At 67.4% G+C, this 26,272-nt stretch carries 23 protein-coding genes and 1 riboswitch; of the genes, 8 read left to right on the plus strand and 15 right to left on the minus strand.

Features of this window, described 5'->3' with window-relative positions:
• Positions 1–67 precede the first annotated feature (67 nt).
• Positions 68–406: a con-10 family general stress protein gene (locus IE243_RS13265; protein WP_191319870.1), complete on the plus strand. Its 339-nt coding sequence runs from the start codon at positions 68–70 to the stop codon at positions 404–406.
• Between the two features lie 146 nt (positions 407–552).
• Here IE243_RS13265 and IE243_RS13270 read toward each other — a convergent pair whose 3' ends face one another.
• From IE243_RS13270 to IE243_RS13285, 4 genes are all read right to left on the minus strand, one after another.
• Positions 553–1,425 (minus strand): phosphodiester glycosidase family protein, encoded by an 873-nt coding sequence (locus IE243_RS13270; protein ID WP_244643150.1) that lies wholly within the window; start codon positions 1,423–1,425, stop codon positions 553–555.
• A gap of 131 nt (positions 1,426–1,556) precedes the next feature.
• On the minus strand, positions 1,557–2,372 hold the full coding sequence (locus IE243_RS13275) for a hypothetical protein (RefSeq protein ID WP_191319871.1): 816 nt from the start codon (positions 2,370–2,372) through the stop codon (positions 1,557–1,559).
• Positions 2,373–2,613: 241 nt separating this feature from the next.
• On the minus strand, positions 2,614–5,673 hold the full coding sequence (polA, locus tag IE243_RS13280) for a DNA polymerase I (RefSeq protein ID WP_191319872.1): 3,060 nt from the start codon (positions 5,671–5,673) through the stop codon (positions 2,614–2,616).
• Between the two features lie 161 nt (positions 5,674–5,834).
• Entirely contained in the window at positions 5,835–6,431 is a 597-nt protein-coding gene (locus IE243_RS13285; protein ID WP_191319873.1) for a TetR/AcrR family transcriptional regulator, read from the minus strand.
• Positions 6,432–6,582: 151 nt separating this feature from the next.
• Between IE243_RS13285 and IE243_RS13290 the strand changes: the two genes are divergently transcribed.
• Together IE243_RS13290 and IE243_RS13295 are read left to right on the plus strand one after the other, a co-directional pair.
• On the plus strand, positions 6,583–6,990 hold the full coding sequence (locus IE243_RS13290; protein WP_191319874.1) for a PaaI family thioesterase: 408 nt from the start codon (positions 6,583–6,585) through the stop codon (positions 6,988–6,990).
• A 25-nt stretch (positions 6,991–7,015) separates the two neighbouring features.
• A complete protein-coding gene (locus tag IE243_RS13295) occupies positions 7,016–7,450 on the plus strand; it encodes a PaaI family thioesterase (protein WP_210319856.1) in 435 nt (144 codons plus the stop codon).
• Between the two features lie 31 nt (positions 7,451–7,481).
• Here IE243_RS13295 and IE243_RS13300 read toward each other — a convergent pair whose 3' ends face one another.
• Positions 7,482–7,778 carry a hypothetical protein gene (locus IE243_RS13300; RefSeq protein WP_191319875.1) on the minus strand — a complete coding sequence of 99 codons (297 nt, stop codon included), beginning with the start codon at positions 7,776–7,778 and terminating at the stop codon, positions 7,482–7,484.
• A gap of 185 nt (positions 7,779–7,963) precedes the next feature.
• On the opposite strand from IE243_RS13300, the gene IE243_RS13305 reads away from it, so the two are divergent.
• Together IE243_RS13305 and curA are read left to right on the plus strand one after the other, a co-directional pair.
• Complete coding sequence (locus IE243_RS13305; protein ID WP_191319876.1) at positions 7,964–8,338, plus strand: hypothetical protein; 375 nt, start codon at positions 7,964–7,966, stop codon at positions 8,336–8,338.
• A gap of 317 nt (positions 8,339–8,655) precedes the next feature.
• Complete coding sequence (gene curA / locus IE243_RS13310; RefSeq protein WP_191319877.1) at positions 8,656–9,669, plus strand: NADPH-dependent curcumin/dihydrocurcumin reductase; 1,014 nt, start codon at positions 8,656–8,658, stop codon at positions 9,667–9,669.
• 108 nt (positions 9,670–9,777) lie between these two features.
• On the opposite strand, the gene IE243_RS13315 is transcribed toward curA, so the two are convergent.
• Both IE243_RS13315 and IE243_RS13320 read right to left on the minus strand, forming a co-directional pair.
• The gene (locus IE243_RS13315) at positions 9,778–10,434 is read right to left on the minus strand and encodes a MarC family NAAT transporter (protein WP_191319878.1); all 657 of its coding nucleotides are present in this window, start codon (positions 10,432–10,434) and stop codon (positions 9,778–9,780) included.
• A gap of 178 nt (positions 10,435–10,612) precedes the next feature.
• Positions 10,613–11,977, minus strand: a complete 1,365-nt coding sequence (locus IE243_RS13320) for an AmpG family muropeptide MFS transporter (RefSeq protein ID WP_244643151.1) — start codon at positions 11,975–11,977, stop codon at positions 10,613–10,615.
• A 296-nt stretch (positions 11,978–12,273) separates the two neighbouring features.
• Here IE243_RS13320 and IE243_RS13325 point away from each other — a divergent pair, with 296 nt between their 5' ends.
• Positions 12,274–13,416: a TIGR03862 family flavoprotein gene (locus IE243_RS13325; protein ID WP_308432046.1), complete on the plus strand. Its 1,143-nt coding sequence runs from the start codon at positions 12,274–12,276 to the stop codon at positions 13,414–13,416.
• Positions 13,417–13,677: 261 nt separating this feature from the next.
• Positions 13,678–13,880: riboswitch (FMN riboswitch) on the plus strand.
• Between the two features lie 106 nt (positions 13,881–13,986).
• The gene (locus IE243_RS13330) at positions 13,987–14,505 is read left to right on the plus strand and encodes a 6,7-dimethyl-8-ribityllumazine synthase (RefSeq protein WP_191319879.1); all 519 of its coding nucleotides are present in this window, start codon (positions 13,987–13,989) and stop codon (positions 14,503–14,505) included.
• A 271-nt stretch (positions 14,506–14,776) separates the two neighbouring features.
• Here IE243_RS13330 and IE243_RS13335 read toward each other — a convergent pair whose 3' ends face one another.
• From IE243_RS13335 to IE243_RS13350, 4 genes are all read right to left on the minus strand, one after another.
• The gene (locus IE243_RS13335) at positions 14,777–17,125 is read right to left on the minus strand and encodes an acyl-CoA dehydrogenase family protein (RefSeq protein WP_191319880.1); all 2,349 of its coding nucleotides are present in this window, start codon (positions 17,123–17,125) and stop codon (positions 14,777–14,779) included.
• A 162-nt stretch (positions 17,126–17,287) separates the two neighbouring features.
• Complete coding sequence (locus IE243_RS13340; protein WP_191319881.1) at positions 17,288–18,727, minus strand: 4-hydroxyphenylacetate 3-hydroxylase N-terminal domain-containing protein; 1,440 nt, start codon at positions 18,725–18,727, stop codon at positions 17,288–17,290.
• 69 nt (positions 18,728–18,796) lie between these two features.
• Positions 18,797–20,455: an acyl-CoA synthetase gene (locus tag IE243_RS13345; protein WP_191319882.1), complete on the minus strand. Its 1,659-nt coding sequence runs from the start codon at positions 20,453–20,455 to the stop codon at positions 18,797–18,799.
• A gap of 105 nt (positions 20,456–20,560) precedes the next feature.
• Positions 20,561–21,181 (minus strand): NADPH-dependent FMN reductase, encoded by a 621-nt coding sequence (locus IE243_RS13350; protein ID WP_191319883.1) that lies wholly within the window; start codon positions 21,179–21,181, stop codon positions 20,561–20,563.
• A 274-nt stretch (positions 21,182–21,455) separates the two neighbouring features.
• On the opposite strand from IE243_RS13350, the gene IE243_RS13355 reads away from it, so the two are divergent.
• Positions 21,456–22,103 (plus strand): TetR/AcrR family transcriptional regulator, encoded by a 648-nt coding sequence (locus IE243_RS13355; RefSeq protein WP_191319884.1) that lies wholly within the window; start codon positions 21,456–21,458, stop codon positions 22,101–22,103.
• Positions 22,104–22,336: 233 nt separating this feature from the next.
• Here IE243_RS13355 and IE243_RS13360 read toward each other — a convergent pair whose 3' ends face one another.
• From IE243_RS13360 to IE243_RS13375, 4 genes are all read right to left on the minus strand, one after another.
• Positions 22,337–23,560, minus strand: a complete 1,224-nt coding sequence (locus IE243_RS13360) for an ABC transporter substrate-binding protein (protein WP_191319885.1) — start codon at positions 23,558–23,560, stop codon at positions 22,337–22,339.
• Positions 23,561–23,682: 122 nt separating this feature from the next.
• Entirely contained in the window at positions 23,683–24,912 is a 1,230-nt protein-coding gene (locus IE243_RS13365) for an ABC transporter substrate-binding protein (protein WP_191319886.1), read from the minus strand.
• A gap of 244 nt (positions 24,913–25,156) precedes the next feature.
• Positions 25,157–25,657 (minus strand): MarR family winged helix-turn-helix transcriptional regulator, encoded by a 501-nt coding sequence (locus IE243_RS13370; RefSeq protein ID WP_191319930.1) that lies wholly within the window; start codon positions 25,655–25,657, stop codon positions 25,157–25,159.
• A 2-nt stretch (positions 25,658–25,659) separates the two neighbouring features.
• Positions 25,660–26,217: a hypothetical protein gene (locus IE243_RS13375; RefSeq protein ID WP_191319887.1), complete on the minus strand. Its 558-nt coding sequence runs from the start codon at positions 26,215–26,217 to the stop codon at positions 25,660–25,662.
• Positions 26,218–26,272: the final 55 nt, after the last annotated feature.

Genomic DNA, 26,272 nt, shown 5'->3' on the forward strand with positions numbered 1-26,272 from the left:
CAAATTGAATGCTGCGGTTCGCCAGTGCGGGCAAGGACTGCTCATGGCTGCAGCCGGGGAAAAAATGATGACAGAAAACACCGGAAAATCCCGCCGGGGTTTCGCCTCCATGGATCGCGAACGGCAACGGGAAATCGCCAGCAAGGGCGGGCGCAGCGTGCCCGAGGAGAAGCGCAGCTTCTCACGGGATCGCAGTCTTGCGGCCGCAGCGGGGCGCAAGGGCGGCCAGAACGTCAGCCCCGAGGACCGCAGCTTTTCCCAGAACCGGGAGCTGGCGTCCCATGCCGGACGCAAAGGCGGGCAGTCCTCCCAACCCATGCGCAACGCCAGCAGAAGCGCCGCGCCAGATGAATCCGTGAAAAGCGCCGTCATCCTTGGGCAGGCGAACCTGTCGCCAGAGGCATAATCCGGAAATCTGGAGACGAATCGCCCCATGTCCTGCGGACATGGGTCTTTTCGTTGCACATCCCCAGAACTGGCGCCACCCGCCCGGGCGGCGGTCTCCCTCAGCGGATATGACGGGGCGTCTGGCTGTTACACGGCGGCCGGGCTTTAGCGGGCGGCTGATTTCGGCCGCGCCGCGGCGCCTGGACGTGCGGCCGCTGGCTCCGCCCCCGCCGGGCGCGGCGCAACGCCGATAATCGGGCCCACCGGATACAGCCAGTCGCGGCGTCCCACTTCAGGCGCATAGATGCTGGATATGGAACCGTCGAGATACAGGGCGTCCGGCGTTTTCAGGGCGTCGCGAAACAGGCGTCCAAACGAGCCGAAACTCACGGGCTGGTCCGAGATGGCGAACACCACCGTCTTGCCGCCCCTTACGCCGACGCCGTTGCGAATTTTCAGCGACTGCCCCTCATCGGCGAAACGTGGGTGCAACTTGCCGTCGATCACCAGCATCGGGCCGGACTGGGTGGCGTAGAGCGCCTGCGGCTTCTGGCGCAGATAACGCTCGGTGGTCATGACGCCGGCGCCGGTCCCGGTCACGTAAAACACGCCGTTCGGCTTCATGTGAAAGTTGCCGGAGCCGCGCCTGGTGTTGGCGCCGCGCACCTGCTTGCCGCCTTCGACGAACAGGCCGACCGGCCCGCGATCATCGCCATACATGCCGCCGTTGATCGCCATCACCAGCTCCTTGCCGGCCGGGCTGTCGACAAGACGGCTCAGGCGGCCATAGGGCTGCCCGTCAACGCCTCGCAGATACATCCGCACCTGATGGTCGCGCAGGGGAACCTCGCAGACCACATGGCCAACGCCCTCAAAAACCAGCTTGCGGCACAAACCATCGGCATGGGCCGCGCCTGTGACGGCCAGAACGCCGGTCGCCGCGGCGACAGCCATCAGGCCAGCGCGAATGAAGCCATCGGGAAAAAGCGGCCGGAAAGCCGTTCGCATCCGGCGAAAAACACTGATCTCGCGAAACATGGAATATCCGTCGCGGGGAAGGTGGAACACAGGGCGGGAGAACCGGGCGCGGGCCGCCGCGCGTGCATCCGGCCCCCCGCTCCCCGCCGCTTGTGTCGCAACTTGTCGGCAGCATGATGGCGCGATCGACGTCAGGTCTTCATCTGGTCCAGCATGCGGCACAAATCGGCGCGAATGGTGCGGCGCGCCAGGGCCTGCATCGGCCGGGTCGTCGCCGGATCGGCGAAGCGCGCCGCCATGGATCGACCTGGCGTGACCGTCACGCCGGCGTCGCCGCCACGCGACTCCACCTGTGAGGCCGGATCCTGAAGGGCGCGGGCAATGTGCTCCGCCCCGCCAAGACAGATAAAATCGTCATCCCGGCGCAGGGGCGCCGTCGCCTGCTCCAGCGCCAGCGCTTCATCAATCATGCGGTCACGGCGGCCTTCCGGCATCGCCGCCGCCCAGGAAAAGGCTTCCGCCGCCAGATCGAACAATTGCTCGCTGCGCGCCGAAGGGGCCGAGGCGTCCGCGCAACGCGGCCCGTCAATCGTCAGGACAGCCATGGTGTAGATGGCGACGAGGGACGCCTGCTCGCGCAATCGCGTCCGGTCGCGCGGCGCGCTTCTGGCCGCCGAGCGCATCAACTCGCGGCTGTAAACGAAGCCAAGATAGGCGCTGCCGCCGTCACGCAGGCGCCGGTCCTGCCAACTCCGCGCCAGCCGCCCCCGACCCGCATCATGCTCGCGCTCCAGGGCGTCGCCCAGCGCCGCATACTGCTTGTGATCGAGCAGGTCATCGAAACGGTCGACGAGCTTCTGGTTAACCGGCGAGGGCGTAGCGACGCGTGGAACCGTCTGGGCCGTCGCCGCGCCAACGCAACCCGCCATCACGGCGATCGCCAGAGTCGCCCCGATCGCCAGCTTTCTTCCTCGTTCACCCGCCAACGTCATCGCGCGCCAGCTCATCCGCGCCTCTCCTGGGCCCACGAATCCTGGGCCCACGAAGCGCCTTCCGGCGCGCGTGAAAGCCAACCTGCAAATCGCATATACGCGGGATACGCGGACAAATTCCAGCGTCGCCATGATCGCATTGCACCCTGGCCCCCCAAAGCCGGCGGCGCACGCCGCCCCTTCACGTCCCCTGGCGGCGGCCAGGGTATGAAACGCTGAACATGCGGCGCGCTGAATGGTTCCCGCGACAACGGCTTCAGTGCGCCTCTTCCCAGTTGTCGGCGGCGCGCGCGTCCACATGCAACGGCACCGCCAGGGACAGCAGCGGCAACGGCGCCTGCTCCATCACCTGGCGCGCCACGGCGATGGTGCGCTCAGCCTCCGCCTCCGGGACCTCGAAGATCAATTCATCGTGCACCTGCAACAGCATGCGGCCAGTCAGGCCCGCGTCAAGCAACGCGGCGTCCATGCGCGTCATGGCGCGGCGGATAATGTCGGCGGCGCTGCCCTGGATCGGCGCATTGATCGCCTGGCGCTCCACCGCCGCCCGCTGCGACGGGTTGGACGAGGTAATGTCCGGATAGTGGCAGATGCGGCCAAACAGCGTGGTGACGTAACCATTCTCCCGGCAGAATTTTTTGGTCGCGTCCATATAATCGCGGATGCCGGGGAAGCGCTCGAAATAGCGCTTGATATAGGCGCCGGCCTCCTCGCGCGGAATGCCAAGCTGCGCCGCGAGGCCAAAGGCCGAAATGCCGTAGATGATGCCGAAATTGATCGCCTTGGCGCGACGGCGCACCATCGGATCCATGCCCTCGACCGGCGCGCCGAACATTTCCGACGCCGTCATGGCGTGGATGTCGACGCCCTCGGCGAAAGCCCGCCGCAACTGCGGGATGTCGGCGATATGGGCGAGAATGCGCAGTTCGATCTGGGAATAGTCGGCCGAGATCAGCTTGCGGCCCGGCTCGGCGACGAAAGCCTGGCGGATTTTCCGGCCCTCCTCGGTGCGCACCGGGATGTTTTGCAAATTGGGCTCGGATGACGACAGCCGGCCGGTCGTGGTCGCCGCCAGGGAATATGAGGTGTGCACCCGGCCAGTCTGCTGGTTGACGTATCCCGGCAGCGCGTCGGCGTAGGTGGATTTCAGCTTGGCGAGCTGGCGCCATTCCAGGATGCGGCGGGGCAGTTCGTGGCCGTCGTCGGCCAGTTCCTCAAGAAACCGGGCGCCGGTGGCCCATTGCCCGGTCGGCGTTTTGCGGGCGCCGGGCAGTTGCATGCGGCCGAAGAGGATGTCGCCGAGCTGTTTGGGCGAGCCGATGTTGAACTTCTCGCCGGCGAGTTCGTAGACCTCGTCCTCAAGCCGCGCCAGCGACTGGGCGAACTCGCCGGAGAGACGCGACAGCATCTGCCGGTCGATGGCGACGCCACGCCCCTCCATGGCCGCAAGCACGGCGACCAGCGGACGCTCCAGGCTTTCGTAGACCTGGGTTCTGCTTTCGGCGACGAGGCGCGGCTTCAGCACCCGCCACAGACGCAGGGTGACGTCGGCGTCTTCGGCGGCGTATTCGGTCGCGCGGTCGATGGGCACGAGATCGAAGGTCACCGCATTGCGACCGGAGCCGGCGACATCCTTGAAAGCGATGCAGGCATGGCCGAGCAGGCTCTGGGACAGCGCGTCCATGCCGTGACCGCCAGGTCCGACACGGCCCGCGTCAAGCACATAGGACATCAGCATCGTGTCGTCATAGCCGCTGACGCGGACGCCGTAGCGGGCGAACACCAGCATGTCGAACTTGAAGTTTTGCCCGACCTTGAGGACGTTCGGGTCCTCCAGCAGCGGTTTCAGCAAAGCGATCGCTTCGGCGTGCGGAATCTGGTCCGGCAGCAGGCCTTCGCTGAACAGGTCGGCGCCGCCGCGATGCTGCAGCGGGATGTAGCAGGCCTTGCCCGGCGCGGTCGCCATGGAGACGCCGACCAGGTCAACGGCCATGGCGTCGAGACCATTGGTCTCGGTGTCGACGGCGACGACGCCGGCCTCACGGGCGGCGGCGACCCAGCGCTGCAACCCGGCGATATCCGTCACGGTTTCATAACCGGAGCGGTCGACGGGCGTACCCGCGCCCTCCATCCGGCGCGCGGCGGCAAGCGCCGCAGGCATGGAAACACCGGGGGTCGCCGGCTCCATCGCGGGCGACGGCGCCGCCACGGCGGCGGCGCTTTTGTCCGATGCGCCTTCGCCCGCCCCAGCCGCGGAGCGCTCCGCGCCGGCTGGCGCCGGCAGTTGCGGCGCGCCCATCGGCGAGTAAGTCCCGGCCACAAGCTCCGGGGCTGGCTCGATCGCCGCCGCATCCACGTCGAACAGTTCCGAGGCGCGCTTCACCAGCTGGGTGAACTCCATCGCCTTCAGAAAGGCGACCAGCCGCTTCGGATCAAAATCAACGATGCGGTGATCGCCCAGCGGCGTCGGCACCGGCGTGTGCGTGTCCAGCATCACCAGCTTCAGCGACAGCCGCGCCACATCAGCGTTGTCGAGCAGCGACTGGCGGCGCTTCGGCTGTTTGATGCCTGGCGCCGCCGCCAGCAGCGCTTCCAGGCTGCCGTACTCATTGATGAGCTGCGACGCCGTCTTGACCCCGATGCCAGGCACGCCTGGCACATTGTCGGAGGCGTCGCCCACCAGCGCCTGGACGTCCGGCACCAGTTCCGGCGGCACGCCGAACTTCTCGATGACGCCCTCGCGATCGAGCCGCCGCTCCGGCCGGTACCCCGGCTTGCCGCGCACGCCCGATTCGAAATCGTAGAAGGTGACGCCGTCGCCAACGAGCTGCATCAGGTCCTTGTCGGCGGAGACGATCAGCGTCTGGGCGCCGGCCTCGGAGGCCTGGCGGGCGTAGGTGGCGATGATGTCGTCGGCTTCCCAGCGCGGCATCTCCACCGGCGTCATGCCGAAGGCCCGCACCGCCTCCCGCATCAACGGAAACTGCGGAATCAGCTCGGCCGGCGGATCGGGCCTGTGCGCCTTGTACGCGGGATAAAGCTCGCGCCGGAACGAATCCTCCGACTGGTCGAACACAATGGCCATCACCGTTGGCTTCACGCCCAGCGCGCCGTCGCGCACAAACTGCAGCAGCTTGGCGCAGAACAGCCGCACCGCCCCCGTCGGCAAACCGTCGGACGGGCGGGCATTGTAGCGCCGGTCCTGATTCATCGACTGGAAATAGGCGCGGAACACAAAGGACGAGCCATCGACCAGCAGAACCTGGTCGTCCGGCGTCAGGACGGGGGCCGACCCCTCGGGAGCGGAAGCGTTCATGGCGCCAGTGATAGCAATTTAATCGCCGGGCAGCCATGCCTGAAGCCGGCCGATTTTTCTCCAGACGCGACGCAGCCTGACGGCGATAAGGCACACATATCAATGTGGTAGCGGCAGATTGCGGGTCGCGCCCACCGAACCCGGCCCCAGGTCGTCCCCTGCTAACCGCCCTGGCCGCCGCTGGCGCGGGCCGCGTCCAGCAGCGCCGCGATCTCCGCCGCCGCATCGGTGAGCGGCCGGCGGCTGCGGAAGACATGCGACTGGACGATCGCGCCCTCCAGCGCCGCGATCGCCAGCATGGCCAGACGCCGGCTGCGCCCGGAATCAATGCCGCCAGCGACCATGACCTCCTCGAGAACCACGCTCCAGCCATGGAACGCGTCAGCGCCCGCCTCACGAATGCCGGGGTTGTCGGCCGCCGTTTCCAGCAAGGTAGCGGCGATGGGCGAGCCATCGTGGAAATCCGATTCCTCGATCCACGCGGCGACCATGCCAAAATAGGTCGTCAGCAGCCGGGCGGGGTCAGGGTCGCGGGCGGCCAGATCACGCAGGGTCGCGGCGACGCGTGATCCAGCGCGCCTGACAGCCTCGGCGCCAATGCCGATCTTGCCGTCTGGAAAATAATGATAGAGCGAGCCCTTCGGCGCGCCGCTATGGGCAAGGATCTGGTTGAGGCCAGTGCCAGCATAGCCCTGCTTGCGAAAGAGCGTGACGGCGCTGTCCAGAAGCGCTTCCCGATGTTTGCGAGGCCCAGCCATGCATCCTCTATAGGCCAGCCCGCTCCCTACGGAAATGGGCCCGGGGCGCCGGTTTGCGCCTGGTCACACCGGTTTCGGCAGCCTCCAGTTTCCGGTGGCGCAGCATCATTAATTATATAGACTGGTCTATATATATTATGAGGAAACCACCGTGCATTCCAGCAAACCGCCAGAGGGCTTCTTTCCCCACTTTCGCGATAGCGGCCTTACGGCTCCCTGGAAACCGCTTTTCAGCCGTCTTGACGGCGACGCCGTGATCATCGGCCTGCGCGCGGGGTCGGCTCACGCCAATTCGCGGGGTCTGGTTCACGGTGGGCTGATCATGGCGCTCGCCGACAACGCCATGGGGCTGAGCTGCGGCCGCGCCAGCGGCGCCTCCGGCCTCGTAACCGTGGCGCTCACCACGGAATTTCTCGGCGTCGCCCGCCTCGGGCAGTGGCTCGAGATCCGGCCGCGCGTTCTGAAAGCGGGCCGCTCGCTGTGCTTCGCCGCCGCCGACATCGTCGCCGACGGCGTTGCCTGCGCCCATGCCAGCGCCACCTTCAAAACCGCCGCCTGAGCAGCGGCCCTGGGGAGCACTCGCCATGACAGCCAATCGCCTCTCTCCGGCGGACGACGCCCTGCTCCGCCGCCTGCAGGCGATCAACGCCAGCGCCGCTTTCAACCGTTGGGCGGGTTTTGAAGTCAGCAGCGCGGCGGAAGGCTACGCTGAGCTGACGTTGCGCTGGCGTGAAGACTTCGGACAGTACGCCGGCTTTCTCCACGCCGGCATGATCGGGGCGCTCATCGACACCGCGTGCGGCTACGCCGCCGCCACATTATGCGGGCCGGTGCTGGCGTCACATTTCAATGTCAGTTGCTTGGCCCCGGCGGTCGGCGAGCGGTTTCTGGCCATTGGCAGGGTGACCCGCGCTGGCCGCAAGCAGGCGTTCACGCGGGCGGAGCTGTTCGCCCTGAGCGGCGACGTTCGCAAATGCGTGGCGACGGGAGAGGCGCTTCTGGTTCCTGTCGCCAGTTGAACCGGCCAGGGCAGGCGCCCGGTTCCGCCGCTCAGGCCCGCCGCTCGCCCTTGCGCTGGCGCGTCGCCACGAACACCACCAGCGCGGCGCCGACGCCGTACAACCCCCATTTGAATGGCAGGACATCCGCCGTCTCGGAGCGGATCGGCCGCACGGTCACCGTACCCGGGCGCGACTGAACGCCAGTCTGGCCGTCGGCCCGGGCGGCGGCGATCTGCTGCGGCGACACCACCCACTCGGCGCCACGATGCTTGTCCCAGGCCATGAAGCCGCCGCCGACCACGACGCCAGCAACAAGCGCCAGAATGATGCGCGGAACAAAATTCATGCCTCTGCTCTCCTGAATATGACGCAAGGGAAGCTATCTACGCCGCGTTTCCGTGTGCTGTCACGCCTTTGGGAGTCAGCCGCGTCTCACTTGAAATCCAGGGTTGCAGGATGCAAATCCATTGACAGGCGGGAACACCGCCCTGCTGCGCCGCCATGGGGCGCAGACCATTCGGGAGCCTGACGATGACCACGCTGTTCCGGAATCCGCGCCTGAAACATCAGTCCGCAACGGAGACGACCGTCATGGCGGCGTCGGGCGGCCTGTCCGGCGCCGCGCCGGGGCTCCGACTGGCGCGCCGCTGGGGCGGCGCCACGCTCGCCGCCTGCTCCGCCCTGGCCGCCGCCGCATTCGCGTTTGAGGCGGCCGAAGCGGCGTCACGCCATGGGGCGAGCCGAAGCAGCGCGCCACAAGCCCGGCAAACGGCGCCGCGCGGAGAGGTCTTCCTCAACGGCCGCTGGGTCAGTTCGTCATGGTGCGACGCCACGGTGCCGGGCCCCGACGGCGGGCCGGGCGGCCCCGGGCGCAGCCTTTGCGACGCCAGCACGCCGCGTCGCTGAACCGCCAGCTTCAGACAGACGTCGCCTGACCACCCCCTGTTTTCGGGCCGGACTGCCGGTCGCGCGACGCTGACGCGCGCTCCTGGCGGCGCCAGAACAGGGACAGGACTTGACGAGGACCTGGCTCTAACCTCGCCAGAATCTGACGAAGACTGGCGTCGCGCCCTGTGTCTTGCGCGCCGGCGCCCCGCATGGAACTGTGCGGCCATGCTGCGGGCAAGGCCGCCGGAGACATGCGCCAGGTCGTTCCCCATGACCGTCATGTCCGGGCCCCGTGACGCCCCAGGCAAATCAAACGGTAAACAGGGAGAGAAACGATGCCAGTCAATCGCCAGGTCACCATGGCCGCGCGCCCGGTCGGCGAGCCCAAACTGACCGATTTCGGAATCGTCGATACGGAAGCGCCCTCGCCTGGCCCAGGTCAGGTTCTGGTGAAAACCCTGTGGCTGTCGCTGGACCCCTACATGCGCGGCCGCATGAGTGAGGCCAAATCCTACGCCCGCTCCCTGCAGCCGGGAGACGTTATCGTCGGCGGCACCGTGGGTCAGGTGGAAGCCTCCAGCAATAACGCCTTCAAGCCCGGCGACGTGGTCCTCGGCTACGCCGGCTGGCAGGGTTATTACGTCACCGACGGCTCGGACCTGCGCAAGATCGACCCCGCCGCGGCGCCGATCCAGAGCCACCTCGGCGCGCTCGGCATGCCGGGCATGACCGCCTACACGGGCCTGCTCAACATCGGCCAGCCGAAGGCCGGCGAAACCGTCGTCGTCGCCGCCGCGACCGGCGCCGTCGGCGCGCTGGTGGGGCAGATCGCCAAAATCAAGGGCGCCCGCGCGGTCGGCATCGCTGGCGGCCCGGAGAAATGCAAATTTCTGATTGATGAGCTTGGCTTCGACGCCGCCGTTGATCACCGCGACCCGGATATGAAAGCGAAGCTGAAGGCCGCCTGCCCGGACGGCGTCGACGTCTATTTCGAGAATGTCGGCGGCGCGGTGTGGGACGCGGTGTTCCCCCTGTTCAACGACTTCGCCCGCATTCCCCTGTGCGGCCTCATCGCGCATTACAATGACACCGCCGCGCCCGAGGGGCCGGATCGCCTGCCCGGCCTGATGCGCCAGGCGCTGACGAAACGGCTCACCATCCGCGGCTTTATCGTCTCTGACTTCGCCACTGACGGCCCGGCGTTCCAGCGCGACATGAGCCAGTGGCTCCGCGATGGCAAGATCCGTTACCGGGAAGACATTGTCGAAGGCCTCGACAAGGCCCCCGAGGCGTTTATCGGCCTGCTTCGCGGCAAGAACTTCGGCAAGTTGCTGGTCAAGGTGGCCTGAGCCTCCTCAGGGGCGCCCATGAATGAAACGCCCCGGCGGGGTTGACGCAGTTTCCGGCGAGCACACGCTGTGAGCGCCGGAAAATGTCCCCGCCGGGGCTATTTGCCATCACGCCATGGAGTGCACGAATTCCCGCACGCCCGAGGCGATGAACTGCACGGCGATGCAGGCCAGCAGGAAGCCCATGATCTTGGTGACCGCCTGAATGCCATGCTCGCCAAGAAAGCGGGCCAGCCAGTCGGCGCCAGCCAGCACGATCCATGCGATGACGCCAGTGATGACGATGCCGGCCAGGACCACGGCGTAGCCCAGAATCTGGTGATCGGCCGGGATTTGCGAACCGTAGCCCATCACGATGGCGATGCAGCCTGGCCCCGCGAGGCCCGGCATGGCGATCGGCGAAAATGAAATGTCCACCTCGGCCCGCTTGATGGCGTCCGGCCCGCCCTTCACCGTATCCGCCTCCCCGTCGCCGGAGAACAGCATGCGGAACGCCAGCACGAGCACGATGAGGCCGCCGGCGATGCGGATGCCCGCAAGCGAGATGCCGAACAGCGCGATGATGCCGTTGCCGAGCAGGAAAAACGCCACGAGAATGGCGATGGCGTACAGCGCTGATTTGCGCGCCTGCTGTTGCCTGAACTGCGCCGACCCCTGACGGGTCAGGCTCAAAAACAGCGGCGCCATGCTGACGGGGTTCATGATCGGCAGCAGCCCGATCACCACCAGCAACACGTGCTTGGCGGCCGTTACGACGAGATCCATGGCTCTCCCATCCTGGCGGAGCGCTGTCGGCGCCGCCGGTCCTGACAACAAACACTTTGGGGCGTCGCGCCCGCCTGCCCGAAGGCATCACGCGACGGCCCGCAGGGCAAAACCGAAAGAGCGGGAACGGGACCGCGTCGCCTGTCCGTTCCTTTGCGCCGCCCTTGTTTCCGGCGATTCAGCCCGCGCCCTCCCGCGCAACGACGTCCGGCTCCGGCAACTGGCGCGCAAGCGCTTCCGCCCGACGCTCCATGCGCCACACGGCGAGCGACAGGATCGCCACGGGCACGCCCACCAACGCCGTGCAAATGAAGAACCACGGATAACCGAACCTGTCCGCCAGCAGTCCGGAGGCGCCGCCGACAAATTTTCCCGGCAAGGCGTAAAGCGAACTGAGCAACGCATATTGCGTGGCCGCCATGGCCGGCGAGGTTAACCCGGACATGTAGGCGATCAGCACCGAGCCGGCGAAGCCGCTGGCGAAATTGTCGAGACTGATCGACAGGGTGAGCAGCGACAGGTCATGCCCGCGCACGGCCAGCCACGCGAACATCAGGTTGGAGGCCGCCGCCGCCACGCCGCCGAAGACGAGGCAGGGCATGACGCTGAAACGGGCCGCCGCCACGCCGCCGGCAAAGGCGCCGGCGATGCCGACCCAGACGCCGAACACCTTCGACACGCTGGCGATCTCGGATTTGGAGAACCCCATGTCGATATAAAGCGGGTTGGCCATCACCCCGGCGACGAAATCCGGCAACCGGTACAGCGCGATCAGCGCCAGGATCAGCGCCAGGGCGGGCCCCTTGCGCCGCGCCAGATCGCTGAACGGCTCCACGATCGCCTCGCCGATCGTCGCGCGCCAGCTGCGTGGCCGTGATGGGGCCGTGTCCTCCGCCAGCCGCGGCGCCGCCAGCACGCCAGCCATGCCGACCAGCATCAACACCGCCATGGCGAGATAGGCGCTGCGCCAGTTGACGAAATCCGCGATATACAACGCCCCTGCTCCGGAGCAGAGCAGCGCGAGCCGGTATCCCAGCTGGTAGATGGCCGCCAGCATGGCCTGCCCGTCCTGCGGCGCGGCGTTGATGCGCCAGCCGTCCACGGCGACATCCTGGGTGGCGCTGGCGAAGGCCACCAGCAGGGCGAAGCCGATCAGTCCCGGCAGAAAGACCGCCGGGTCTGACATGGCGACGCCGACCAGACCGGCCGCCACGCCGCATTGCGCCAGCATCATCCAGGCGCGCCGCCGCCCCAGCCAGCGGGCGAGCAGGGGCGGATCAAGCCGGTCCACCGCCGGGGCCCAGACAAATTTGAAGGAATAGGCCAGCGCCACCCAACTCAGCAGGCCAATTTCCGTGCGCGACACGCCGGCCTCGCGTAGCCACGCGGACAACGTGCCAAACACGAGCAGGAAAGGCAGCCCCGAACTGAAGCCGAACACCAGCATCAGGGCATGGCGCCGGTCCGTCAGGGAGCTCAAAATGGCGGCGTAACGTTCGCGAATCGCAGGCATGCCGGAGTATGGCGCCACAGGGGGGCTCATGACGATGCGGCCTCGACCAGACAGTTCTGGACATCGCGCCCCAGCAATGCTGGCTTGCACAATACGCCGGCTTCCATAAGGAAAGACGCGGCCAGCTCGCCTGCCCGCCGAAATCGGGCCCCGGTGGTCCGCGCCTGACGTTCCCGCGGCGCCGAACGAAAGCTTTGCGATGAATTCCCCCGTCTCCCCGTCTCCCGCCCCCCGCGTCGCCGCCGTCATCGGCGCCGGCCCTGCGGGCCTGATGGCGGCGGAGCGCCCTGGCCGGCGCCGGTCTCGCCGTCACCGTTTACGAGCGCATGCCCAGCCCGGCGCGCAAATTGCTGCTGGCGGGCCGGGGCGGCCTGAACCTCACCCATTCGGAGCCGCGCGACGCCTTCCTGCGCCGCTACGGCGACGCGGCCCCATGGCTGAGCGGGATGATCGACGCCTTCCCGCCCGACGCCCTGCGCGCCTTCGCGGCGGATCTCGGCGAACCGACGTTCACTGGCTCCAGCGGCCGGGTGTTTCCGGAGAGCTTCAAGGCCTCGCCGCTGCTGCGCGCCTGGCTGCGCCGCCTCGATCAGGCCGGCGTCGCCTTGCACACCCGCTGCACATGGCGCGGCTGGAGCGCCGACGGCGCCCTGGCGTTCGATGGCCCGGACGGCGCGTTTTCGATCACGCCGGACGTCGTCGTTCTGGCGACCGGCGGCGCCAGCTGGCCGCGCCTTGGCGCCGATGGCGGCTGGACCGGGCCGCTGGCGGACGCAGGTGTCGCCGTGACGCCGCTGGCGCCTTCAAACAGCGGCGCGCTGATCGGATGGTCGGCCTATCTTCAGGACAAATTCGCCGGCCAGCCTTTGAAGCGCATCGCCCTGACCTGTGACGGCGTGACGGCGCGCGGCGAGGCGGTCATCACCCGCGGCGGCATGGAGGGCGGCGTGGTCTATGCGCTCTCCGGCGCCATCCGCGCCGCCCTGGCCCGCGACGGCGAGGCCTGCCTGACCCTGAACCTGCGTCCGGATCTCGACCAGAAGGAGCTGGCGGCGCGGCTTGCCGGGCCGCGCGGCCGCAAATCCGGCGCCACCTGGCTGCGCAAGGCGGCGGGCCTGGCCCCGGTGGCGGTGGCGTTGCTGCGTGAGATTGATCTGGCGGAGGGCGTCGACAGCCTGGCCGGCGACGCCGCCGCGCTCGCCCGCCGCATTCGCGCCTTGCCGCTCAGCGTCTCCGGCGTGGCCCCGCTGGAGCGGGCCATCTCCACCAGTGGCGGCGTGGCGCTGCCGGAAGTCGACGCCCACCTGATGCTGGTGAAAAAACCCGGCGTGTTCGTTGCCGGCGAAATGCTCGACTGGGACGCGCCCACCGGCGGCTACCTCCTCCAGGCCTGTTTTGCCCTTGGCGCGGCGGCGGCGGAAGGCGCGAAAAGCTATCTGCAGGCCCAAGACAGTCGCCAGGGCAGGTAATATTCAGGCGGCGCGGCCGCGCCGCCATTTGATAGCGGGCGTCCGGATCTGGCGGCAGACCCGTCAGGAACATTGTTTCGCCCCGGCCGCCTGGCGCGGCAAAATCTTGCAAATATTGCAACCGCGCCGCCCGCAAACAACAACGTCTCCCTGTCCGGCAAACGGTTTCGCCCATATCGCCGGCGCCGGTCTTCCACACCCACGCATTGCCAGACGCGCCGGACACGGCTAACAATTGCCCCGCCCGCCTCGTGTGGTGGGCGATGATCTCAGGGCGGGGTGCAATTCCCCACCGGCGGTAAGCGGTTTGCCTGGGCGGTTCCTCCGGAAACGCCTGTGCGCCCGCAAGCCCGCGAGCGCCCTGCACGGGTCGCCGGTTTGCGCCGCGCGACGCCGCGCAGGGGTCAGCAGACCCGGTGTAACTCCGGGGCCGACGGTTACAGTCCGGATGGAAGAGATCGGTTGCAGGGGCGACCAGCCCGGCGAAAACAGATTTTCGCCCAAGGCCAGCGCCCGTCGTGCGTCCGTATGCCCTGATTCATGCCATGGCAAACAACAAGGACGCCAATCATGAATCAACACGTGTCTTCGGCCAATGTTTCCGGCGCCGCCAGCGCCCGCCGCCCCACCCGCATCGCCTTCATCCAGGCCTCCTGGCACCGCGAAATCGTCGACCAGAGCCGCGACGCCTTCCGCGAGGCGATTGCCGAAAGCGGTCGTGAGGTCGCTGTCGATTTCTATGAGCTGCCCGGCGCTTATGAAATTCCGCTGCTGGCCAAAAAGCTGGCAGAACAGGGCGGCCATGACGCCATCGTCGCCGCCGGCCTGGTGGTCAATGGCGGCATCTACCGGCATGAATTCGTCGCCGACGCCGTCATTTCGGGCCTGATGCGCGTGCAGCTCGACACCGGCGTTCCGGTGCTCTCGGCGGTGCTGACGCCGCTCAACTTCCATGAGCATGCCGAGCACACCACCTATTTCTACAATCATTTCAAGGTCAAAGGCCGGGAAGCAGCAGCCGCCGCCCTCGCGGTCACCGCCGCGACCTATGGCGTTCCGGTCTCGACCGCCAGCGCCAACGCCGGTTGATCGCCACTCCCAAACGAAACAACGCCGTCCAGCGCAAAAACGGGCGGCTCCGGAAATCCGGGGCCGCCCGTCATGTTTGCACGTGTTCACCCGGGCTGGCGCGCCGCCAGGTCAACGAAGGCGCGCAACGCGCCGGCGGACGAATGCCCCGGGAGGAAATGCCAGGGGGAAAGCGCCGGCTGTGAAGAGGCCCGCCGGAAAAAACGCCGCCTTCGCGGGCGCGCCCTGTGACGCGCCCCGGCGACGTCTGGCCTTCAGGTCGGGGAGCCTGTTACCCCGCCTTCGCCCCGGCGTCCGCCCAAGCGCAGACATGGTAGTGGCCGTCGCCATACGCCGTGTCGAACACCTTCAGCCGGCGGAAGTAATGGCCGATGACGCATTCCTCGGTCATGCCCATGCCGCCGTGCAACTGGATGCCCTGGGCGCCGACATGAAATCCGGCGCGGCCAATGCGGGCCTTGCTGGCTGAAACCAGCGCCCGCCGCTCGTCCGCATCAGCCAGATCCAGCGCGCCGAGACCGCGCGCCAGGCTGGCGCGGGCCAGTTCCAGCTCGACGAACATATCGGCGAGCCGGTGCTGCAACGCCTGGAAATCGGCCAGGGCGGCGCCGAACTGACGGCGCGTGCGGATGTAATCGCGCGTGGTCCACAGCGCCTGCTCCATGGCGCCCACCGCATCGGCGCAAGCCGCCATGATGGCCCGCGCCGTCATGGCGTCGAGGGCGGCGAACGCCTGGCCCTCCGCGCCGATCAGGGCGTCGGCGCCCAGCCGCGCGCCGTCCAGCACCACGTCGCCGACCTGCTGGTTGTCGATGGTGCGGAACGGTTTGACGGCGACGCCCGCCGCCGTCGCCGGCACGCGGAACAGGCTGATCCCGTCCGCATCGCCGTCGCCGCCGCTGGTGCGCGCGCTGACCAGAAACACGTCCGCCGCCGTCGCCCCGGCGACCACGCACTTCAGACCGTCCAGCACCCAGCCGTCGCCGTCCCGGCGGGCGCGCGTTGTCACCCATTGGGTTTTGCCGCGCGCCTCTGGTTCATCGTGAGCGACAGCGAAAACCGTTTCGCCCGAAACCAGCGCCGCCAGATCCGCGCTGGCGCCGCAGGCCGCCAGCAGGGCGCCTGGCGCGACGACGCAACCGATGAACGGTTCGGCGACGAGCCCCCGGCCAAGTTCCCCGGCGATGACGGCGATATCGCCGGCGCCGCCGCCATAGCCGCCAGCGGCTTCCGGCAGGCCGAGGCCGGTCCAGCCCATCTCCGCGAAACTAGCCAGCACGGCGCGGATATTGTCGCGCGTCGCCGGGCGCTTGCGCAGATTGCCGAAAGCGTCATGCTTGCGGGCAAAGCCGGCGGCGCTGTCCGCCAGCATGCGCTGGTCATCTGTCAGTTCGCGATGGTTCGCGGTTTCCCCGCGCAGCAGCAGCCGCGCCAGAATGTTGCGCTGCACCTCGCTGGAGCCGCCATAGATGGTGGCGGCGCGCATGAACAGGAAATCCGCGACCATGTCGACCGCGTGCGGCTGACCGGGCAGATAGGCGCCGTCGCGATCCTTCGGCTCCGGATAGAAGGCGGCGCCATAAGGCCCCAGCACCTCCACCATCATGCGCAGGATTTCCTGCTGCAGGCGGGTGCCTTCCAGCTTCAGCACCGATGGCAGGCCGGCGTCGTCGCTGCCGGAGCCGAGCGCGAGCATCACCGCCTCCTCCAGCGCCAGCATGTCGATTTCGAGCTGGCCGAGGCGGTGGCGCAGGTCGGCGCTTTCGATCAGCGGCCGGCCCCAGCGCTTTTCCACCTTCGCCATGTCGCGGATCAGCGCCAGATTGCGCTTGTTGCGCGGCACATTGGCGGTGGCCACGCGCTCATTGCCGAGCAGCCATTTGGCGTAGTCCCAGCCCCGGTTCTCCTCGCCCACCAGCTGGTCGGCAGGGACGATGACATTGTCGAAGAACACCTCGCACAGGCTCTCGCCGCCATCGATCGACTGGATCGGCCGCACGGTGACGCCGGGTGATTTCAGATCGACCAGCAGGAAGGAGATGCCCTTCTGGGGTTTGGCGTCAGGATCGGTGCGCACAAGGCAGAATATCCAGTCGGAAAAGTGCGAGTGGGAATTCCAGATTTTCTGGCCATTGACCACGTAATGGTCGCCCTCGCGCACGGCGCGGGTGCGCAGGGAGGCGAGATCCGATCCGGCCCCTGGTTCGGAAAAGCCCTGGGACCAATAGACCTTGCCCTCGCGGATGTCCGGCAGGAAGCGCGCCTTCTGCTCCGGCGTGCCGAAACGGGCAATGACCGGGCCGACCAGACCAACGCCCTGAATATTGTTGGTGGGCGCGCCAGCCGCCACCAGCTCGGCGTCGAAGATGTAGCGCTGCATGGGGCTCCAGCCGGTTCCGCCCTCCTCGACCGGCCAGCCGGGAACCGACCAGCCGTTACGATGCAGGATGGCGGAGATATCCAGCATGTCGTCCCGGGTGGGATGCACCGCCGTGCGGTTCCGGCGCGTCAACGCGTCCGGCAGATTATCGCGCAGCCAGGCGCGCACGTGGGCGCGGAAGGCGTCGTTGTCCAGCTGTGCGTCCGCATGCGCCGGAATGGCGGGGGAAATCGCGTTCATGCCCTGCTCCTGCTCCCGTCAGGCGCGCCGCTCGTTATATCCCGTTGGCCGGGCGCGGCGTCTGCTTGCGCCGTATGGCAATCCCATCATGACAAGGGATATGGCCGGCGTCATGGTCCACGACGCCGGCCACCCCTGCATGCGCCTCATGGCAGGCGCGCGTTACTCCGCCGCCTTCCTCGCCTCGCCGGGCCGGCGCGTCGCGCCGGCCGCCGCCAGGGCGCGCTGGCGGGCCTGCTCCATCGGATACAGGCGATTCATCATCAGCCGCTGGGCCGGCAGGCCGCCGCCGGCCTGCAGGGCGACCACGAACTGCCAGCCGCCGTAGGCGTCGGCGGTCAGGTCGCGGATCATGTTGTAGACGCGCATGCGCGTCTCCACGTCCACGGTCTTCTTGGTCGCCAGATACTTCAGGATGTACTTGCCGGATTCCGGATTGCGCAGGTCGGACTCCAGCGGCAGCGTCAGCACCAGACCGCCCGAGAGGTCGTGCAGATACTTCACCGTCTGGTGGAAGTTGGCGGCGTAATAGTATTTGGCGGCGTTGATGCCGAGGGTGTTGGGGTGAACCATGCCGGACGGCGTGGTCTCATAATGCCGCAGCGAATAATCCAGCGACATGCGCAGCATTTCGGCATAGGTGATCAGCTCGGCGATCGAGTTCTGGGCGATCGGATCGTTTTCCTTGCCCTGCATCTCGGTGACGAGCTGGGCGAGACCGACAAACAGTTCCGACATGCGCACCGCCTCGATGACGCCGCCGGTGCGCTCCCACAGGCCCAGCGACTGGGCGAGCTTGCTGGCCAGTTGCACCTCGCCGGCGAGGAAGACGCGCTCCCACGGCACGAACACGTCGTCGAAAATCACCATGCCTTCCGGCATCGAATGGTGCGACGAGGCCGGATAGTCGAAGGCGTTCAGTTCGGCTGGAGCGAACGAGCGGTTGATGATCTTGACGCCGGGCGTGTTGACCGGGATCGAGAACGACACCGCGTAGTCGGTCTCGTCCTGGCGCATGCCCTTGGTCGGCATCACCACCAGTTCGTGGATGCACGAGGCGGCGGTGATGTGCAGCTTGGCGCCGCGCACGACAATGCCATCCTTGCGGCGCTCAACGATGCGGACATACATATCCGGGTCGTCCTGCTCATGGGCCCGGCGCTTGCGATCGCCCTTGGGGTCGGTGATCACCTCGGCCCCGCGCAGGTCGTTGTCGCGACAATATTTGTAAATGCGCTCGATGTTGTCGGCGTACATCGGATTGACGGCGCGAATATCATCGACGCACTGCAGCAGCGCCATGAACACGCCGGACACCGCCGTGCCGATGGAGGTGTGCATCAGCATCTCGACGCGGGTCTGCAGATCCTCCGCCGTGCGCGGCACCTGGAAGATGCGGTGCGCTTCCGACCCGTCCTCGGTCTTGTAGCGGCGCAGATGGCCGAGATCCGGATCGTCATATTCATAGTCGTGGGCGATCAGCGCCAGCGGCACGCGGAAACGGTCGCTCTTCGTGATGTCCGGAATATTCTGGCCATCCCAGAAGGTGATGCGGCCATCGCGCAGGGATTCATAATACTGTTCAGGGGTTTTCAGGGCCATTTCCAGTCTCCGTGGGCGTTTCCAGGTAGGCGTTTCGAGTTCTCGCGCGGCGTCTGCTCCAGGCGCCGGTCAGTCTCGCGTCTGCAATTGCTTGCGCAGCAGGGGTTTGTTGATTTTGTTGGCTCCGCTCAGCGGCAGCGGTTCGCTGCGCAGATCGACCGAGCGCGGGCATTTGTAACGGGCGATGCGGGCGCGGCAGTGGGCGATCACCGTTTCCTCCGTCAGGTCCACGCCGGGCGCCATGGCGATGACGGCGTGCACCTGCTCGCCCCAGCGTTCGTGCGGCATGCCGATCACCGCGCATTGCGACACGCCCGGAATGGCGTAGATCACGTCCTCCACCTCCGACGAATAAACGTTCTCGCCGCCGGTGATGATCATGTCCTTCAGGCGGTCGACAAGATAGACGAAGCCCTCTTCGTCCATGTAGCCAAGGTCGCCGGTGTGCAGCCAGCCGTTGCGCACCGTCCGCGCCGTCAACTCCGGCTCGCGCCAGTAGCCCTTCATGATGGTCGGCCCGCGCACGACGATTTCGCCCATGTCGCCCGGCGGCAACGGCGCGCCCTCAGGATCGAACACAGCGACGTCGAGGCCGGTCAGCGCCCGGCCACAGGATTTCACCCGCCCTTCGTGGCGATGCGTCGAGACATAGCGCGACGGCAGGGCGGTGCAGGAGGCCGTCGCCTCGGTCATGCCGTAGCAATGGATGAAGCGGGCCGACGGCATCAGCGCCAGCGCCTCGTTCAGCAGCGCCTCCGGCATGGGCGAGGCGCCGTAAAGCAGGGTGGCGAGGCTGGTCAGATCGTGACGGCGGCTGGCCGGGTCGTCCAGCAACATGCGCAACATGGTCGGCACCAGCGAGGTGACGGTCACGCCATGGGCGCCGATGGCCTCCGCCACCGCGGCGGGCTCGAACTTCGGCAGCAGCACGACGCGCCCGCCGGCGACCATGGCCGGAATACAGATGCCGGCGGCGCCGACATGGAACAGCGGCCCGGAGATCAGCGCCGTCGATTCCTCGTCGAGACGGATCGCCGCCGCATAGGTCACGGCGCTGAACAGGATATTGGCGTGGGTGTGCATCACCCCCTTGGGCGCGCCGGTGCTGCCGCTGGTGTAGAACAGCGCCGCCACGTCGTCGCCGCCGCGGCCGCGATCTTCCGCCGGCTCCGCCGCCGCCAGCAGCGCCTCGTATGAGAGCATGCCAGGCGGCGTTGGCCCGTCGCCGGCATGGATGACGCGGCGCACGCCGGTCGCCGCGGCCAGTTCAGCGCCGGCGCCGGCCCAGGCGTCGTCCACCAGCAGGATGTCGGCCCCGGCGTGCGTGACAATGGCGGTCAGTTCCGGCAGGGCGAGGCGGAAATTCAGCGGCGTGAACACGCCGCCGCCCCAGGGGACGCCGAAATAGAACTCGAGATAGCGGTGGCTGTTGTTCGCCAGCATGCAGACCCGGTCGCCGTCCTGCATGCCGAGCGCGCGCAGGGCGCCGGCCAGACGCGTCGCCCGGTCGGCGAAGGCGCGCCAGGTCAGGCGGACGTCGCCGTCGACCACGGCGATCTCGCGGCCGCGCAGACGCACGCAGCGCTGCAACGCCTGCGACAGCCTGAGCCCCGCCGCCACCCCGCCGTGGGGCGCGGCCGGCGCCAGCCATGCGGACAGATCCGCCTGCGCGACTCCGGCGGCGTCCGCCTGCTGCGCGTCGATGGTCGCCGTCGCTTCCAGCCTCATGCCTCTCCCCCGTTCATGAGCTTCCTCCGGTCGCCCCATCCCTGAGGGGCGCAAGGCCGGCGGACGGTTGACCGTCCTTGTCCGGCGTCAGAAACCAGGTCGCGCTCAGCCGCAGGCAACCCGCAGCGTCGCGGTGGCGGCCAGATCGCGCGCGCCGGCGCGATGGCTGGCGCGCATGTGGGCGAATTCCACCACCTGCTCGCCGATCATGCGAAACTGCCGGTCGGCGGCCGGGTCAACGCACTGTCCTTCGGCGTCGAACACCGGCGTCACGGCGCTGAAGGCGGCGGCCATGGGCGTCGGCCAGCCACGCAGGGCGTGGACAATGCTGCGCATGGCGGAAAGCGTCGTGCCCATGGCCTGGGCGCCGTAGGCGCTGACGATGCAGCCAACGGCCCGCCCGTCGAGATAAGGCGCCGCGTCGTCGCGCAAATCCTCGATGTAATCGAGCGCGTTCTTGAGCAGGCCGGAGATGGAGCCATGATAACCGGGCGAGGCGAGAATGACGCCGTCGGCGCGCCGCAGCGCCTCGATGTATCGGGAGACGGCTTCGGTGCGGCTGTCATCCCCGGCGCCATACATCGGCAGATTGAGATCAGCGCCGGTGAAGATCGCCGTTTCGGCTCCGGCGGCGCGCGCATGGCGCAGCGCGGCGCGCAGGGCCAGCTCCGACGATGAATTCTGGCGGGTCGTTCCGCCAACGCCGACAATCAGTGGACCGCTCATCTGTTTCCTCCGTTTGCCGGGGGAGCAGAACCATCGTTCTGCTCGCGTTCCGTTGCCCGCTCCCGACCGGAAGCGCCAACCGCCCCGCCGGATATGCCTGGCGTGGACGGCGGCGCACGGCTGACGCGGGTCAGGTTGCGGCGGGCGTTCTCCCTGCCCAGAACCTGATGTACTTCAGAATAAGATAAGTTATGTTATTGTCAATTGCGCCGCGTCGCCATCCCCGCGCATGGATGTTATGAGGCAGACGCAGAACAGAAAGGACGCCTGACTGATGACCGACGCCTCGCCGCCGAAAGCCAGACCATCCCGGTCCCGGGCTGCCGACGAACGGGATGCGCGCGAAGCCGGCGGGCGCGGACGCGCCGACAAACGCCTGACCCGTGAGGACTGGATCAGCGCCGGCCAGGACATTCTGCGCGAAGGCGGCATTTCGTCCGTGAAGCTGGCGCCCCTCACCCGCAAGCTCGGCGTTTCGACCGGCAGTTTCTATCACCATTTCGGCGACTTCGAGGAGTATCTGGGAGAACTGGCCGCCAGCTACAGCATGGGCCGGGTGCGCGGCGTGCTCGACCGGACTTCCTTTGACGATCCCGACCCGGAAACGCGGGTGCGCGAACTTGCGCGGCGCAGCGTCGTCGAGGGCACCTTCGATCTCGACCACGCCATGCGCATCTGGGCCACCATGGACCCACGCGCCGCCGCCACCGTGCGCGAGGCCGAAGCGCAGGTGCTAGCCTTCCTCACCGACGCCTTCCGCGATCTGGGCTTCGACGCGTCGCAGGCCGAACTGCGCTCCCGCATGCTGATGGCGGTGAACATCGCCCACCTGCAATTGTTTGACAGCGGCGGCCGTCGCCGCTTTTTCAAGGAAGCCTTTGACCTGCTGGCCTCCCGGACTGACGCCGCCGGCAAAGGCTGACGCCTCAGGCACGGCCACCGCCTCACTTCATGGATGGCCGAAGCTGTTCCGGCCATCCATGAAGTTGCGCCCCAACCCATGCCTCATGACTACCCCCAGAACGCGGATGCCCGCGACAGGCGCGGGCATGACGCGGCAAGGATGGCCAGCGCGCAAAAACGTGGGTGCCGCAACCAATACCTACAGCCACGACGCACGAAAGACGCCAGCCAGCGTGGAGGTCCGGCCAGACCCTATTCCACCGCGTCCCAACTGGCGCCGTTGAACCGTTGCAGGCGCATGTGGGTGACCACGGCGTAATCGTCCGGCGTGGTGTTGATCAGGCTGCCGGGCAACAGCACCGGAATGCGCACATTCTTCATGTTGGCGACCTGCTTCAGGATGTTCTCTCGGCTCAGATCGTCGCCAGCCTGGCGCAGCACCTGCTCCAGGGTCTGGGCATAGGCGTAACCGACGATATTCAGCGTATCCGAGGGATCGGCGCCGGGCAGATATTTGTCGAACCAGGCCCGCCATTCCTTCACCGCCGCATCGTCCTTCCACGCCGGATCGGTGGCCTCCTTGATGAAGCCGGCGGTCATCACCCCCGTCGAGGCTTCAATGCCGGCCGGCTTGAAGGTCGAGCCGATATAGGCCGAGCCGAGCGTCAGATAGATCTGCGGCTTCCAGCCCATTTCATGGATCTTGCGGATGGCCTGGGCCGCCTGGCGCGAATAGGCGAACAGGAACACCGCGTCGACGCCCGCCTCTTTCAGATTGATGATCTGCGAGTCGATGGTTGGATCGGTCGCCTGGAAACTCTGTGCGGTGGCGATCTGCCCGGCCCTGTCGCCAAGCCCGGAGCGCAGCCCGGCCAGCAACTCCTTGCCGAAATCATCATTCTGGTAGAGCACGCCGATTTTGGCCTGCGGCGTGCGCCTGGCCGTCTGCTGACCAAAGAAGATTCCCTCGCGATACAGGGCTGGCTGCCAGGCCGTGGTCCAGGGGAAGTGCTTCGGATCGTTGAACGCCTGTGAGCCGCCGGCGACGAACAGTTGCGGAACCTTCTTGCCATTGAGCCAGGCGCGGATCGCCAGATTGTTGGCGGTGCCCAGCGTACCGAAAATCAGGGCGACGTCGTCGCTCTCCACCAGCTTGCGCACGCCCTCCAGCGCCTTCGGCGCGCTGTAGCCGTCATCCAGCGACAGGAAGCGGATCTTGCGGCCGTTGATGCCGCCACGGTCGTTCAGATAACGGAAATAGGCCGCTTCGGCCTTGCCAAGCTGACCATAAGCGGAGGCCGGCCCGCTATAGGGCATGGTCTGCCCAATGCGGATTTCGTCAGCGGTGACGCCCGGCCCCGTGTAACGGTCGGCCGCATAGGCGCAAGGCGCCGTCACAGCCGCGACCATGAGGCCAGCGGCAAGGCGCGCGGGGGCGAGCCGGCGCAAGGTTGTTTGCACGATGTTCTGGAGCATGGCGCTCTCTCCCAGCTGGCGGGACTGAACTTTGATGGGGTTGCCTGCGACGTGGCCCGCACGGCGTGTCAGGGCCGGCGGACCCCAAGCGCCGCCGCCGGCCATTTTCAGATGACCGTCGCTCAACCCGCCTGTTTGCAGGCGCCTTCGGACAGGGGACGGAACGCCTGCTCCGGCGGCACGACGCCGGCGATGGTCACGTAGTCCCACGGGCCCTTCGACTCCGCCGGCTTGCGCACATGGCACAGATACATGCGGTTCATCAGCCGGCCGTTCGGAGCGATGCGCGCCGGACCGAACAGGGGGTCGGCGACCGGCAATTCCTTCATCTTCGCCACCACGGCGGCGCCGTTCTTGCGGGCGACCTCTGGCCCCACGGCCGCGGCGGCCCGCAGGTAATGCAGCGACGCCGAATAGGCCCCGGCGATGTTCTGGGCTGGCCGCAGATCCTTGACGAACGGCAGCAGGCGCTGGGTGAAGGCGCGGGTGGCGTCGTCGCGGTCCCAATAAAAACCGTTGGCGTAATAGATGCCCTGCGCATCCTTCAGGCCCATGGAGTGCACCTGCGGCGCGTCCATCAGCATGGCGGTGAGAATGGCCCCGTTGCCGGTGATGTTGAACTCATTGGCCTGCTTGATGCAGTTGACCAGATCGTCGCCGGCGTTGGCGAAGCAGATGACCTTGGCGCCGCTCTGCTGCGCCTGCAGCAGATAGCTGGAGAAATCGCCGGAGCCGGGGAACGGATGGCGCACCACGCCGAGCACCTTGCCGCCGCGCTTCTCGATGATCTGCGAGGCGTCGCGCACCACCGAGGCGCCCATGGCGTAGTCGGCGGCGATGAAGAACCAGGTGTCGAGCTTCTTGTCCATGATGGCGTTGGCCACGGTGCTGGCCATGCCATAACTGTCATAGGTCCAGTGCACATGGTTGGGACCACAGAACTTGCCGGTGAGATCCTCGGTGGCCGTGCCGGTGAACAGGCCGACGCGATTGCGGTCGCGGGCCAGTTCGGTGATGCCCAGCGCCAGGGCCGACATGGGAATGTCGGCGATGGCGTGCACGTCGCCGGCGTCGAACCAGTTGCGGGCGACGGCGAGGCCGATGTCCGGCTTGAGCTGGAAATCCGCCTGCACCACCTCCACCGGAATATCCGGCTTCTCCTTGTGAAAATCCTCCACGGCGAGGCGCACGGCGGTGACGGCGCTGACGCCGGACAGATTGGAATACGGGCCGTTCATGTCGGCGAGCACGCCGATGCGCAACGGCTTGTCGCCGGCGGCGCGAACGATGGCGGGCGCCGCCAGCGACATGGCGGCGCCCATGGTGAAGGTGCGGCGCGAAATGCCAGTCATGTTTCCCCCTCCCTGCAAATGCAGCAGGCGTTTCCATTCCCTGATCGTCGCCCGTTTTCGGGTCAACAATAACATAACTTATCTTATTTCGATTTTTCTAACAGGCCTTTCACCGGGGCTGCAAGCGGAATCCGGCCGGCCGGCAAAAATCGTCTGATCAAAAATCACCAGACCAGCCCCCCGGCAGAAAACCGGCGGATCAAATTCTCTGGTCAGAAATTGATGGGGAGACGATCCACCCCGGCTACGCCCTGCGGCGGCTGGCGCCATGCGCCGGCCCGGCGCAGGCGGCCGCAGCGATGCGGGCGTCGATTTTCTCCAGCGCCCGCGTCAGGCTTTCCAGGGCGTCCTCGTCCATATCGGCCAGCATCTCGTCTTCAACCGAAGCAAGGATGGTTTCGATCCGTCGCAGGGCGGCGCGGCCGGCCGGGGTCAGATACAGCAGATTGGCGCGACGGTCGGCCCGATCCTGCTGGCGCTCCACGAGGCCCCTCGCCACAAGGATGTCGAGCAACCGCACCAGCGTCGAGCCGCCGACGCCCACGGCGGCCGCCAGTTCCTTCTGCGAAACGCCATCGCCACAGCGGGCGATCTGCGCCAGCGGCCCCAGGGTGGCGTCGGTCAGGTCAAGCCCGGCCAGACTGGCGTCAATGGCGGCGCGCCAGCGCCGGGCAAGCCCGACAAACATCGCGCCAAAGCGGCTGCGGGCGGGAAGCCGCGCGTCAACGGGCGTCGCGTCAGTCATGGTCACAGGGAACGCGTCAACAGCGCCCAGGTGGCGTCGAGGGCCACCACAGCGCCGCCAATCACCCGCGTTCCCAATGACGGATGCTCCAGCTTCGTCTCCGCGATCACCACGCTGTCCGGCGCCGGCTGTCGCGCCGCCGGCCGTTGCGGCGGCAACGGAGCCATCGCCTGCATGCGGGAACGGGAAGCCGACGCCATCGCCACCCGCGCTGCCCGCCGGCTGGTCGTGGCGGCGACGGGCGCGGCCCCCGCACCGGCGACCATGGCGCGCGTCGGGACCAGTTGCGGCCCGTCCACCGCCAGCGACAGTGGAATGGCGGCGAACTGGTCGCGCCCCGTCGGCGCCAGCGCGGCCCGCTGGATGAAATTGGCGTCGGCGACGCTGGATTCCACCAGTCGGTCAATGACCTTGCCGCTGGCCGCCAGACGTGGCGGCTCCACCGGATGCTGGCCGGTTTTCGAGGGCCCGGACAACGACGCCAGGGCGATGCTCATCACCGACACCGCGCCATTGATGACGGCGCGGCGATAGAGCTTTGTCAGAATGGGCGTTGGCATGGACATGGCGTTCCCGCAGTTTCGGCAGGAACAATGGTCACGAGCCTGGACCAAA

Origin of the sequence: Camelimonas fluminis, assembly GCF_014656355.1 — a bacterium.
GTDB lineage: Bacteria > Pseudomonadota > Alphaproteobacteria > Rhizobiales > Beijerinckiaceae > Camelimonas > Camelimonas fluminis.